General features: G+C 66.6%; 10 protein-coding genes and 3 pseudogenes. 3 read left to right on the top strand and 10 right to left on the bottom strand.

The features are described from left to right. Window positions 1–2: 2 nt before the first annotated feature. From D3260_RS17995 to D3260_RS18170, 3 pseudogenes are all read left to right on the top strand, one after another. Window positions 3–612 (top strand): annotated as a pseudogene (locus tag D3260_RS17995) (acyl-CoA dehydrogenase family protein). A 186-nt stretch (window positions 613–798) separates the two neighbouring features. Beyond that, window positions 799–1,518 (top strand): annotated as a pseudogene (locus tag D3260_RS13955) (acyl-CoA dehydrogenase family protein); the annotation flags it as partial. A 51-nt stretch (window positions 1,519–1,569) separates the two neighbouring features. Then, window positions 1,570–1,934, top strand: a pseudogene (locus D3260_RS18170) (deoxyribodipyrimidine photo-lyase). Between the two features lie 248 nt (window positions 1,935–2,182). Here D3260_RS18170 and eat read toward each other — a convergent pair. From eat to D3260_RS13900, 10 genes are all read right to left on the bottom strand, one after another. Continuing rightward, window positions 2,183–3,583 carry an ethanolamine permease gene (gene eat, locus D3260_RS13945; RefSeq protein WP_120099222.1) on the bottom strand — a complete coding sequence of 467 codons (1,401 nt, stop codon included), beginning with the start codon at window positions 3,581–3,583 and terminating at the stop codon, window positions 2,183–2,185. Window positions 3,584–3,606: 23 nt separating this feature from the next. After that, the gene (eutC, locus tag D3260_RS13940; protein WP_120099221.1) at window positions 3,607–4,473 is read right to left on the bottom strand and encodes an ethanolamine ammonia-lyase subunit EutC; all 867 of its coding nucleotides are present in this window, start codon (window positions 4,471–4,473) and stop codon (window positions 3,607–3,609) included. Continuing rightward, window positions 4,466–5,878: an ethanolamine ammonia-lyase subunit EutB gene (locus tag D3260_RS13935; RefSeq protein WP_120099220.1), complete on the bottom strand. Its 1,413-nt coding sequence runs from the start codon at window positions 5,876–5,878 to the stop codon at window positions 4,466–4,468. Before D3260_RS13935 ends, eutC begins: the two co-directional genes overlap by 8 nt. A 331-nt stretch (window positions 5,879–6,209) precedes the next feature. After that, window positions 6,210–6,827 carry a LysE family translocator gene (locus D3260_RS13930; RefSeq protein WP_120099219.1) on the bottom strand — a complete coding sequence of 206 codons (618 nt, stop codon included), beginning with the start codon at window positions 6,825–6,827 and terminating at the stop codon, window positions 6,210–6,212. 80 nt (window positions 6,828–6,907) lie between these two features. Then, window positions 6,908–8,074: an N-acetylglucosamine-6-phosphate deacetylase gene (gene nagA / locus D3260_RS13925; RefSeq protein ID WP_120099218.1), complete on the bottom strand. Its 1,167-nt coding sequence runs from the start codon at window positions 8,072–8,074 to the stop codon at window positions 6,908–6,910. Between the two features lie 141 nt (window positions 8,075–8,215). Then, complete coding sequence (gene mrtJ, locus D3260_RS13920; RefSeq protein WP_120099217.1) at window positions 8,216–8,689, bottom strand: JDVT-CTERM system glutamic-type intramembrane protease; 474 nt, start codon at window positions 8,687–8,689, stop codon at window positions 8,216–8,218. Beyond that, a complete protein-coding gene (locus D3260_RS13915; protein ID WP_120099216.1) occupies window positions 8,689–9,738 on the bottom strand; it encodes an SIS domain-containing protein in 1,050 nt (349 codons plus the stop codon). The genes mrtJ and D3260_RS13915 overlap by 1 nt, the downstream gene beginning before the upstream one ends. Continuing rightward, window positions 9,735–10,628, bottom strand: coding sequence for a BadF/BadG/BcrA/BcrD ATPase family protein (locus D3260_RS13910; protein ID WP_158583545.1), 894 nt, complete (start codon window positions 10,626–10,628; stop codon window positions 9,735–9,737). The genes D3260_RS13915 and D3260_RS13910 overlap by 4 nt, the downstream gene beginning before the upstream one ends. Then, window positions 10,621–12,003 carry a sugar porter family MFS transporter gene (locus D3260_RS13905; RefSeq protein ID WP_120099214.1) on the bottom strand — a complete coding sequence of 461 codons (1,383 nt, stop codon included), beginning with the start codon at window positions 12,001–12,003 and terminating at the stop codon, window positions 10,621–10,623. The genes D3260_RS13910 and D3260_RS13905 overlap by 8 nt, the downstream gene beginning before the upstream one ends. Window positions 12,004–12,044: 41 nt before the next feature. Further along, window positions 12,045–13,088 (bottom strand): ROK family transcriptional regulator, encoded by a 1,044-nt coding sequence (locus D3260_RS13900; protein ID WP_120099213.1) that lies wholly within the window; start codon window positions 13,086–13,088, stop codon window positions 12,045–12,047. Window positions 13,089–13,142 lie beyond the last annotated feature (54 nt).

Below are 13,142 nucleotides of genomic sequence, written 5' to 3'. Positions count from 1 at the left end.
CTATGACGTGGACGGGCGGTGCGCCTCATGTTAGCTCTGTCCTGTCGATTTCGCCGGGCCATGCCATGTCCGATTTCAACTGGGCCGATCCGCTCGGCCTCGACCGCGCGCTGAGCGATGCCGAACACCGCGTTCGCGATGATGCCCACGCCTACTGCCAGTCACGGCTCGCGCCGCGCATCAGCGAAGCGTTCGAGAACGGCCATTTCGACCCGGCGATCATGCGTGAAATGGGCGATGCCGGGCTGCTGGGCGCCACGGTGGCGCCGCAGTACGGCGGCGGCGGGCGTAATCACGTCGTTTATGGACTGATCGCCCGCGGTCGAACGCGTGGACTCCGGCTATCGCTCGGCGATGAGTGTGCACTCGTCGCTGGTCATGCATCCGATCGAGACCTATGGCAGCGAGGCACAGAAACGTCATTATCTGCCGAAACTCGCTCCCGGCGAATTCATCGGCGGCTTCGGGCTGACCGAGCCGACTGCCGGCTCGGATCCCTCGGGCATGATCACGCGCGCTAAGGAACCTCTGATCTATTCATCCACGCTCGCGTTTGAGTCCCAAAAGGCCACGATACAAGGCGCATGGCGCCGCGTCATAGCCACTCTATGATCCAGCCATGCAACGCCGTAGCGCGGCCGTTTGGGCCAAACCGCTTCGCGGCCGGGCTTTTGCGCGCGCCTGAGCGGAGTTGCCGCTCGCTCATTTGCATTCAGCAAACGGCGCTCGCGGCGTCTTGTCAGACGCGCGCAAAAGACACCGGCGCGACCGTAGATGAATAGATCAGAGGTTCCCTAAAAAGTCGACGGTGGCTATCGCCTGAGCGGCGAAAAGAAATGGATCGGCAACAGCCCGATCGCCGATGTGGTGGTGGTCTGGGCCAAATCCGAAGCGCATGACGGCCGCATCAAGGGGTTTCTCGTCGATCTGCCGGCCCACGGGTTCGATGTCCACGCAATGACGGGCAAACTCTCGCTTCGGGCCTCGATCACCGGCCAGATCGCGCTGCAGGATGTGTTCGTGCCCGAAGACAGGCTGTTGCCCCATGCCGAAGGTCTGTCCGGCCCGTTCGGTTGCCTGAACAAGGCCCGATACGGCATTGCCTGGGGCGTGATGGGTGCAGCCGAGGCCTGCTGGCATCGCGCCCGCGATTATGTCCTCGCCCGGGAACAGTTCGGCCGTCCACTGGCCGCCACCCAGCTCGTCCAGAAGAAACTCGTGGATATGCAGACCGAGATCGCGCTCGGCACCGCGGCCGCGCTCCAGGTCGGTCGCCTGCTCGATACGGGGGTAGACGCACCCGAGATGATTTCGCTGATCAAGCGCAACAACTCTGGCAGGGCGCTGGACATTGCCCGCAGCGCGCGCGACATGCACGGCGGCAACGGCATCCTCATCGAATACGGCATCATCCATCACATGCTCAATCTCGAGAGTGTGAACACCTACGAGGGCACACATGACGTGCACGCGCTGATCCTCGGGCGCGCGCAGACCGGGATTCACGCTTTCAAGTGATGCCCGGCGCGCCGTGTCGGCGCCCGATCTATTCATCCGCGACGATCGCGCATGCGTCGTACGTGTATGCCTGACGCTCTCCCCGCTGACAGCGCGATTCTCTGGTTCAAGAACGATCTGCGGCTCGACGACAATCCGGCACTGACGGCCGCCGCGACGGCCACCTCCTTGCTCTGTGTCTACTGCCTGGACGCCCGTTTCGCGGCGACCACGGTCTGGGATATCCCGAAGATCGGCGCGCACCGCCACGCCTTCATCGGCACCGCGCTCCCGCGCTTCGGGCCGCGATCCAGGCCCGTGGCGGCCATCTCATCGTGCACTGCGGCGAGCCGGAAACAGTGCTGCCGGAACTCGTGGCCACCACCGGCGCCCGCACGATCTGGCCCCTGCAAGAGATCGCCCCTAGAGCCTGTTGAGGTTTCGTGCGAGTCCGCGCCAAGTGCTGTTCTGCGGCAAGGCGAGGCGTAGCACGCGCCGGGCAGTCATTCTGCGTCAGCGGGCTACAACGCTGGGTTGCCGTCGTGTTTTTGATTTTGGAGCGCTTGTCCCTTCGGGTTGGGCCACCGATGAAAAATCGACGATGGGCGCCCGGCGGCGTTGCGACCTGGCTCGGCTGACACAACGTACGCGCCGCCTGCGGCGCGCCGTCGCTTGCCGTGCAGATTCAGTCCAGCGATTCCTCGGCCCGGGCCAGCAGCGCGAACTCCTCCTCGGCCGATTTCGCGACGAGATGATGCCGACTGTAGAAGACATACCAAGCACCGCCGATCGCGAACAGAATGATCGTGTAACCGAAGGCCCTAGGGTCGAAGGCGAACACACCGGTCAGCGCCACGAGCGCCAGCACGAGTGCGATGACCGATGTCACCATCCCGCCGGGTGTACGATAGGGCCGGTTCAGGTTCGGCTGGCGCAACCGCAGTCGGATATGACTGAACGCCATCAATGCGTAGGACAGCGTCGCGCCCACCACGGCCATCGCCAGCATGCGATCGCCCGCGCCGGACAGCGAGGCAAGAAAACCCAGCACCCCGGGCACGACGAGGGCCCAGGTCGGGGCTTTGCGGGAGCTGGTCAGCGACAGGAAGCTCGGCAGATAGCCGGCCCGGGAGAGAGCGAACACCAGTCGGCTATAGCCATAGATGATGGAGAAGAACGAGGCCACGAGTCCGGCCAGGGCCAACACGTTGACCAGCGTGCCGATGCCGGCGCTGTTGGTATCCCGCAAGGCAGTGACCAACGGCACACCGGAATTGCCGATAGCCTGGGCGCCGGCGGCCCCGGCCAGCAGTACAGTCACGAGGGTGGCGGTGAAGATCAGGAACAGCATGGCCGCGATGATGCCGCGCGGCACGTCACGTGCCGGGTTCTTGGCTTCCTCGGCGGCCAGCGGCACACCTTCAACGGCCAGAAACAACCACATGCCGAACGGCAAGGCTGCCCAGACGCCATACCAGCCGAACGGCAGGAAGGTCGAGGCCCCTGCTGCATCGGTGGGGGCAATATCGAAGAGATTCGATGCATCGAAATCGCCGATCAGGGCGACCGCGGTCAGCAGGATGGCGAATACGGCCAAGGCGCTGATCGCCAGCATCACCTTGAGCGCTTCGCCCACACCGGCCAGATGGATGCCGATGAACACGGCATAAAAGACCGCATAGACGATCGGCCCGTCGATGCCGATCAGCTCGGACACCGCCGAGCCGATAAAGATCACGATGGCTGCGGGCGCCAGCGCGTATTCGATGAGCACCGCCAGGCCGGTGAAGTAACCGCCGGCCGGCCCCATGGCCTGGCGGGCGAAGCTGTAGCCGCCGCCGGCCGCCGGAATGGCCGCGCTCATTTCGGCCAGTGACAGGACGAGCGAGAAATACATCAGGCCCATCAGCACCGCGGCGATCACGAAACCACCCCAACCGGCCTGGGCGATGCCGAAGTTCCAGCCCGCGAAATCGCCCGAAATGACGCCGGCCACGCCGAGCCCGGCCAGCAGAACCCAGCCCGCCGTACCGCGTTGGAGCTGGCGTTTGGCCAGATAGTCGTCGTCTACCGTGTGTGTGCTCATCGCCCTATCCCACCCGTTATGATTTACCCGGTCAGAAAATTCTTCTGCTCGGTCTCGTTCTCGATCGCCTCACCGCCGCTGCGATCCTTGAGCGCCACGCCGGATTGCTCGCCGCGGCGGGCTTCCTTCAGCAGATAAAGCAAACGTTGTGCCGCTTCGTCCAGGGCGAGTCCGGCCGGACGGACGTTGGAGATACAGTTGCGATCGGCATCGGTGACCCCGACGTGCGGATTCCAGGTCAGATAAAGGCCCAGGCTGTCCGGCGAGGACAGCCCCGGGCGCTCGCCGACCAGCACCACGACACAGCGGGCGGCGAGCCGCTCGCCGACGTCGTCCCCGATGGCCACGCGCCCTTGCTCGATCACCGTCAACGGCGCCAGCGACCAATCGAAATCGGCGTCATCGGCCAGCTCGCTGGCCAGTTTTTCGATGAAGGGCGCGGCATGGCTGGCCACGCCGAACGACGACAGCCCGTCGACGATGACCAGCGCCAGGTCATAGCCATCGTCCGCCGCGGCCTCGGCGAGCGTAGCGGCCGAATCGTCGTTCAGACGACGCCCGAGATCCGGCCGCTGCAGATAGGTGATGCGATCATCGGCCCGGCTGTGCAGCCGGATCGGCGCCTGGTTCGGCAACGGTGACGGCGGCTCATCCAGCGATTCACACAGGGCATCGACATCCAGTGGCAGATGCACGGCATCGCGGGCCTGGGCATGGGCGAGCTGGAATTCCAGCATGCGATGGGTCGGCAGGCTGATGCCGGCCCGCCCGAGGCCGATGCGGGCATCGGTGAAGGCTCGCAGCTTGCGCCACGGGTTGTCGACGACGCCCGACTCGACCTGTTCGGCCGGTAGGTGATCACGTTCCGGGCCGGCTTCATCATCACTCATGATCGGCGCCCTCCGGCAGGCGCGAGAGCGAGTGGGCAAAAGACTCGGGCAACGTCTCGGCGAGCCGATACTGATCGCCTTCGGCAAAGATGCCCATCCTGGTCAGCCACGCATCGAACTCGGGAGCGGGGCGCAGGTCCAGTGCCCGGCGCGCATAAAGGGCGTCGTGGAAGGATGTCGTCTGGTAGTTGAGCATGATGTCGTCCGAGCCGGGAATGCCCATGACGAAGTTCACGCCCGCCACGCCGAGCAGCGTCAACAGCGTGTCCATGTCGTTCTGGTCGGCCTCGGCATGGTTGGTGTAGCAGACGTCCACGCCCATCGGCACCCCGAGCAGCTTGCCGCAGAAATGGTCCTCCAGCCCGGCGCGGATGATCTCCTTCCCGTCGTAGAGATATTCCGGACCGATGAAGCCGACCACCGTGTTGGTCAGAAGCGGCTTGAAATGACGCGCGACCCCATAGGCCCGTGCCTCGCAGGTCTGCTGGTCCAACCCGTGATGGGCATCGGCGGACAGACTGCTGCCCTGCCCGGTCTCGAAATACATGACGTTGTCGCCGACCGTGCCCCGTTTCAGGGCAAGGGCCGCCTCGCGGGCTTCGGCCAGATCGGCCAGCCCGAAACCGAAGCTGCTGTTTGTCGCCTCGGTGCCGCCGATCGACTGGAACACCAGATCCACGGGCGCCCCGGCCTCGATGGCCTCCAGCGTATTCGTCACATGGGTTAGCACGCAGGACTGGGTCGGAATCTCGTAGCGGGCGATGATCTCGTCGAGCATCTTCATCAACCGCACCGACTGGGCCACGTTGTCGGTGGCCGGGTTGATGCCGATCACCGCATCCCCGTTGCCATAAAGCAGACCGTCGAGAATGCTGGCGGCGATGCCGGTCGCATCGTCGGTCGGATGATTGGGCTGCAGCCGGGTCGACAGATGCCCGGCCTGACCGATCGTGTTGCGAAACGCGGTGACCACCCGACATTTCTTCGCGACGAGGATCAGATCCTGATTGCGCATGATCTTGGCCACGGCCGCCGCCATCTCCGGCGTGATGCCGGGTCGCACGGCCGCGATCACCTCGGCCGATGTGTCATCGGCCAGCAGCCAGTTGCGGAAATCGCCGACCGTGAAATGACGAATCGGCGCGAACGCCTCGGCATCGTGGGTATCGACGATCAGACGCGTGATCTCGTCGTCCTCGTAGGGAATCAACAGATCCTCTAGAAAGACCGTGAGCGGCAGATCGGCCAGTACCATCTGGGCCACCACCCGCTCTTCCGCCGTCTCGGCGATGACACCGGCTAGCCGATCGCCCGAGCGGGCATGGTTGGCCTTGGCCATGACCTCGGCCAGATCATCGAAACGATAAGTCCGCGCGCCGATGGTATATCGATAGGGTGCGGCCATGGCGGCTCTCCTCAAGCATGTCTCGTCCAGTCTGCGCCGGCCGGGGCGCAATGCCATTGGACGTTCGATGCAAGCAACATGCCTGCCGTATCGCGACGATGACTCAACCCAGCCCGGCGGACTCCGTCCTGGCTGCCGGGCGGAGTCCGCCCCGCCTGACCATCCAACAACGCGAGCGCGGCGTGGCACGCGCCACGTGAACGAGCAATAACGCCGGCTGATCGCCGGCCCGCCGGGTTATTCCGGCCAGTGGCGCTACGCACGACGGCCTGCGCCCCTGCCCGGGACCACTCGCCGGACAATGCGGCCGCCTATCTCGTGACGACACGCCCTAGCGCTCGAAGGCCAGGCGCAGGCCGAGTGCCGCCAGCACCACGCCCATGGTGGCATCGATCACGCGACGCGCTCGGCGATATAGCGACTGGATACGCCCGACCGAAAACAAAAATGCCACGGCGAGGAACCAACCAAAGGCCGTGACGGCAGCAAGCGCGATCGTGGCGGCGAACACCCAGACCGGCGCATCAGCCGGCAATAGTGTCGCGAACAGGCTGGAGAAGAATACCGCGGATTTCGGGTTGAACAGCCCCAGTACGAACCCGCGACGAAACGAGCCCTGCGTGGTCGCGGCTGCAAGACGCGGCGGCCCATCGGTCGCACCGTGCCGGGCGGACCACAACAGTTTGATACCCAGATAGACCAGAAAGGCGGCCCCGGCCAGACGAACCGCTTCATAGACGAAAGCCACGCGCGAGAGCACGAAGGCCAGCCCCGCTACCGACAGCGCCGCCCAGATCGTGATCGCTGTGGCGATCCCACAGGCGATCTTCACGCCCGAGCGCCGATCGGCCAGCGCGTGCGACGTCACGGCCACGAAATCGGGCCCCGGGCTGATACAGCCCAGAAGCAGGACGGTGCCCAGCATGGCCAGTTCGGGAATGAATGCCACGAGCGATCGCTCGTATTCGTGAACCGCGACCTGACGCTAAACCAGCGACAGGCCGAGCGCCACGTTCATCCCCTTGAAGATCAAGCGCATGCCGCCAGTCCGTCCGGATCGTAGGCCACGACGCCGCGGGCGACGGTGAGGCGCAGCCGGCCTTCGCTATCCAGCACCACCAGGTCGGCATCGTATCCCGGCAGCAGGCGCCCCTTGCGATCGGCCACGCCGAGATCACGGGCCGCGTTGGTGCTGGTCATGGCGATCGCCTCGGCCATATCGCAACCGGTGAATGCGCGCAGGTTGCGAAAGGCCGTATCGAAAGTCAGCACGCTGCCAGCGAGCGTGCCGTCGGCCAGCCGGGCCTCGCCGTGGGCCACGGTCACGGCCTGACCGCCGAGTTCGGTCTCGCCGTCACCGAGGCCTTTGGCCCGCATCGCATCGGTGATCGTCATCAGCCGCTCGGCACCGGCGGTCCGCCAGGCCAGCTTCACCATCGCCGGCGCCACATGCAGACCGTCCACGATGAGCTCCGCAGACGCCGCCGGATCGGTAAGCAGTGCACAGGCCGCCCCGGGTTCGCGGTGATGCAGGCCGTTCATGGCGTTGAACAGATGCGTACCGCGGCTGGCACCGGCGGCGATCGCAGCCTGGGCCCGCGCCGCGGAACAGCTCGAATGGCCGATGGACGGTCGAACGCCCCGGGCCACGAGATGCGCGACCAGGGCTTCGCCGCCGGGCTGTTCGGGCGCGAGTGTCACAACCTGGATACGCCCGCCGGCGGCAGCCTGCCAGCGGTCGAACAGCGCCACGTCCGGGGCAGTGATGCAGGCGACCGGCTGTGCTCCGGCCTTGTCACGATCGACGAATGGCCCTTCGAGATGCACGCCGAGCATTTCAGCCGCCCCACCCGGCGCCTCGAAAGCCGCGGCGTTGCCCAGAGCAGCCTCGATCGCGTCATGCGGCCCAGTCATGGTCGTGGCCAGAAACGACGTCGTGCCCTCGGCCGGCAGATAGCGCGCGATCGCTGCCAGCCCGGCTGCATCGGCATCCATCACATCGTGGCCGATGGCGCCGTGGATATGGGCATCGATAAAACCGGGAATGACATGCCAGTCCTCCGGCAGTGCGATATCACGCCCGTGATCGATCTCGGCCGCCAGCCGAATACCATCGATGGCGATCGTACGTGTCGTCGATACGCCGTCGTGCACCGTGGCACCGTGCAATCGAAAACGGTCGGGTTGCGTATTCATGGCGATGCTCTCATCGGTCTTGTCCTATCGGCGGCCGGCCAGGCGATTCGACCCGGCCGTGGCGCGCGCACCGTGGCCGACCGACCGCCGGGTCTCGATCACATCTGCGTGTCTCTGATCGACCGGCATGCTGGCCGGAAACTACCAACCGAACAACAGGAAATAGCCGCTGTTATAGCTGCAATGCAACGCGACCGGACTGGCCAGCGAGCGATGACGCTCGTAGCAAAGGCCGAACAACAGCGATGGCACGAACACCCCGGCCGCCACACTTGGCCCGCGGGTCATCGCATGCGCTGTACAGAACACCAGGCTGGTGATCAGATTCGCGGCCGACACACCGACGCCGATCTGACGCCGTGTCATGCACCGCAGGCCCTGCTGGAGCAGACCGCGAAAGAATACCTCCTCGACGATCGGCACGATCAGCCCGAGCGTAAGCCAGGTCAGCGGCGCCGCGCGCGTCATCGACACAGCCAGCCCTGTGCCGGTCAGCCACAGGCCGACCCAATACAGCGGCCCCAGGGCGACGAATCCCCAGAACCACGGATCGCGCCACGCCGATATGACCGGCCGATCGCGCGCCGCGGCACCGGCTGAGGCGTGCCTGTTCATCAGTAGGTGCTGGTGACCTTGCGCACGTTGGGCGGCTGGTCCGGATCATAGCCGAGCGCCACCGCGCGGGCTTCCAGCGCGCCGTAGCAATCGAAGGCGAGCGCGATGGCATCGGTGAACACGTTGCCCGTGGCAGGTCGGCTGACGACGGCCAGGTTATCGGCGCCGGCCACGTCGTCGAGCGCCGGGCCAATCAGCGTGACCTGTGCTCCGAGTTCGGCCAGTCGATGGGCCGTATCGATCAGACCGGGCCGGGTCGCATCATCCAGACAGATCATGAGTATGGGCGTCCCCGGGCCGACCAGCGTGAGCGGACCATGGATGAACTCGGCCGCCGAGAATGCCTCGGCCGGCGTCACGCAGACTTCCTTGAACTTCAGCGCCACCTCGCGGGCGATGCCCAGACTCACGCCCCGGCCCAGTACGAAGCCGGCCCGGTCGAAATCGGCCAGCGTCTCGGCCGACAGCGCGGCATATGCATCGCGGCGAGCCGCCAGCGTGGCCGGCAGCCGCTCGAGCGCGGCTTCCAGCTGGCGATCATCGGACGCTGCGGCCACCAGACGAGCCGATGCCGCCAGAGTACCGAGATAGGTCTTGGTCGCGGCGACGGCCCGCTCCGGGCCCATCGCGAGATTGATGGTGTGCGTAGCCGCCCGGCCGAGCGCCGAGCTCGGATCGTTGGTCAGCGCCACCGAGAGCGCGCCGCCGGCGTTGGCGGCCTCGACCACGGCATTGATATCCGAGCCGGCCCCGGACTGCGAGATGGCCATGACCATCGCCCCGTCCAGCCGCGGCTGGCGCTCGTAGACCGTGAACAGACTCGGCGTGATCTCGCCCACCACACGCCCGGCGCCAAGCCCAGCCGCAGCCGCGAAGAACGCGCCCGCGTGGGATGAGCTGCCGCGGGCCGTCACCCACCAGGGCGCTGCCGGGCGCATCGCCAGCTCGGCAGCAATCGCGGCGATGACATTCCGGTTGGCCTGCCATTGTTCCGTCAGGCGCTCGGGGGTCTCGCGCATTTCCTGACGCATGAGAGTGGACGGGCTCATGAATTGGACTCCGTTGTCGAATACGTCTGCTCGCCGGCCATCAGTGCGGCGCCATGCGCACCGTCGTGGACGGCCGGGGTGAGCCGTGATGCCAGATCGGCGTCCAGCCACGGCGCCACGGTCTCGGCCAGCCCGCCGGTGAGCGCGAGCGCCAGACCGGCCCGTTCGCCGATCAACGCTCGCGCCACGGCCGAGACATGGACAGCGGCCTCGCCAATGAGCGCCGTGGCATGCGCCTCACCGGCCGCGGCCCGCTCGGCCACGAGCCGGGCGTGTCGCGCGAAGGCGCCGGCATCGGCCGTACAGGCCCAGGCAGCGAGCGTGCCCGGATCATCGTCATAGGCCGCCAGAACCTGCTCGGCCAGCGTATCGCGCGGGCGGCGTCCGTCCGCGGCGGCCAGCGCATGGCCGACGGCCTCCATGCCGAGCCAGGCCCCCGAGCCCCGATCATCGTGCGGGAACCCCCAGCCACCGACGCGTGTGCTGTCCCCGGCATGGCGACAGAAGCCGACCACGCCGGTCCCGACCGCCACAATCGCCCCGTCCCGACCGTCATGCGCCCCGGCACAGGCCACGTGCGCATCCGAGACCACGCTCAGCGATCCCCACGCCGGCGCGCTGTCGCAGAACGCGCGATAGGCCGTCGCGATTTCCGTACCCGCGATGCCGACGACCACACGCATGGCCGCCGGATCGACCGCTTCCAGCGGCGCGATCGCACGGATCGTTTCCTGAACGGTCCGCCAGGCCGTATCGGCCCGACCATTGAGCGTGGCAGCAGGCCCGTTGGCCGCGCCGATCAGCGAACCCGTCGCCTCGAGGGCGACCACGCGTGTCTTGCTGGCGCCGGCATCGACGCCGATGCGCACACGGGGCTGGCGTTCAGCCATGGCTTTCTCCCAGAAAATGGGTCTCGATCTCTTCCAGCTTGCGGCCACGGGTTTCCGGCAACGGGAAGATGGCCAGCAACATATAGACGAAAACTGCGATGGCAAGCAGGGCGAAGGCCCCGGCATACCCGGCCACCGAGACGATGCTCATGAAAACCGCGGCCAGGATCGCCGACATCAGCGAATTGGCAAACAGAGCCACGGCCATGCCCTTGGCCCGGATCGCCAGCGGCAGGACTTCCGAAATTGCCAGCCACACCACGATACCGGGGCCGATGGCGAAGAAGATCACGAAACCGATCAGGCCGCACAGCGTTGCATAGCCCTGGAAGGCCGATGCCTCGGTGAACAGATGCACCAACGCCATGAAGGCCAGCGCCACGGTGGCCCCGGCGGTACCGACGATAAGCAGCGGACGCCGCCCGACACGGTCGATCAGCACGAGCCCGATGATCGTCACCACGAAATTGGTCAGCCCGACCGACACACTGCCCAGCACGGCATCGGCACCTCCGCCGAGACCCGATTGATCGAGGATGACGGTATTGAACTGCAGCAGCGTGTTGATGCCGGTGAGCTGATTGAGGATGCCGATCCCCAGGGCCAGGAAGAACGCCTTGCGATAGCCCGGGGCCAGCAGCAACGACCAGCGAGCCGAAATCCCTTCTGAATCGGTCTGGGCGACCAGTTCTTCGAACGTGGTCTCGGCCTCGGCCGGGCTGTGCGTGCGCGCCAGCGCCGCGCGGGCTTCATCGCGTCGCCCGCGCTTGATCAGCCAGCGCGGCGATTTCGGCAGCGCCAGACCCAGCACCACGAACGCCGCGGCCGGTACCAGGGCGGTGGCGAACATCGCCCGCCAGTCGCCGCTGGCGTTGAAGAAATAACCCACCAGATAACCGGCCAGAATCCCGAAGGTCAGACACAGTTGAAACAACGTCACGCTGCGACCCCGGACCGCGGGCGGCATGACCTCCACCATGTACAGGGGCACGACGATCGTCACGAGCCCCACCCCGATCCCCTGGATGAGCCGTCCGCCGAGCGCACCGATGTAACCGGCGGCCATGGCGGTAACCAACACGCCCAGGGCGAACACGACGCCGGCAATCAGCAGCGTGGCCTTGCGCCCGATCGCATCGGCGACCGGCCCGCCGATCAGCGTGGCCAGCGAACCGCCGCCGAGCACCGCCGCCACGATCCAGGACATCTCGACCGGCCCGAGCGAAAGTGCGGACTTCATGAAGACGAGCGCGCCCGCGATGATGCCGATATCGTAGCCGTAGAGCATGCCGCCGAGCGCGGCGATCGCGATCGCCAGCCAGGCCATGGCCGGCAGGCGCGTGGGCGAAGTCGTGTGCTGTGTCGTTGCCGTCATCGGCCGCCTCCTCCGTGTTGTTTCTTGCTTGTGATGTCGTGTCAGTCCGCCTCGGCCATGCGCTGTTCGAGATGACGCCAGGCGGTATCCGCGGCCAGCCGGGCCGCGCCGACGAGCGGGCCGCGCTCACCGAGTGCGGCCACGCGCAGGGTCACCGGCCGGATGGCGCAGTCGGCGAGCGCCCGGGGCAGCTCGCGGGTCCAGGTCGCATGGTCCAGGTCCGCGGCGTGCAGTACGACGCCGTCGAGATCAAGCAGGTGGTCCATCAGCGCAACCAGCTGGGCCAGCCGGCGATAGAACGCGGCGGTCCGCGGCGATTTCGCCAGACCGTCGAGTGCGTAATCATCATCACCGAGCACGAGCGCCCCGATCTCGCCGGCCCCGTGCCGCGTACCGCGATAGAGCATGTTGTCGAGCACCAGCCCCGCCCCGAGCCCGGATTGACCGATGCCGACATAGGCGAAGTTCACCCAGGCTGCGGCGGCGCCCTCGGCGTGTTCGGCCAGGGCCGCGGCGTTGCTATTGTTGATCAGGGCCACGGCGACGTCTGGTAGCCACGCCTCGAGCGCTGTGACCCAATCGATGCCGGCCAGGCACGCTGGCTCACCCACCGCATTGAGCCGGCCGTCGACGTCGATCGCCGCCGGCAGACTGAAAACGACGGCACGCAGCGCGCTGACCTCGTGGCCGCAGGCCTGACAGGCGGCGGCGAGTTCGTCCTGCACCCGATGGACGAGCGCCGCCTCGGCGGTCGGCGTATCGCGGGTGGCCTCGGCCAGTACCGCGCCGCGCAGGTCGCTGATCCGTACGGACAGGCTGTCGGCATGGATATCCACCGCACCGGTCACGCCGAGCGCCGGGGCCAGTGCCAGGAGCGTCGGGCGCCGACCGACGCCGCCGCCGGCAGCGTTGCGCTCGACCAGCCACCCGTCCTGCAACGCCTGCTGAGCGATCGCGGACAACGTGACCTTGCTGAGCCCCAGCGCACGGGCAAGCTCGGCCCTCGACGCCGGGCCGTCGCGGCGCAGGGCCTCGAGCACCCGGCTCTGGTTGTCGCGTCGGCGAGTGGCAGCGGCCCGGCTCACGATTGGTTCAATTTAGTTCGTTAACTTTACGAACTAAATTGAACCAACGACATC

The organism is Salinisphaera sp. Q1T1-3 (assembly GCF_003602005.1).
Classification (GTDB): Bacteria; Pseudomonadota; Gammaproteobacteria; order Nevskiales; family Salinisphaeraceae; genus Salinisphaera.
Note: the sequence above shows the minus strand (reverse complement) of the source record. Positions and strands in the feature narration are given on the sequence as shown.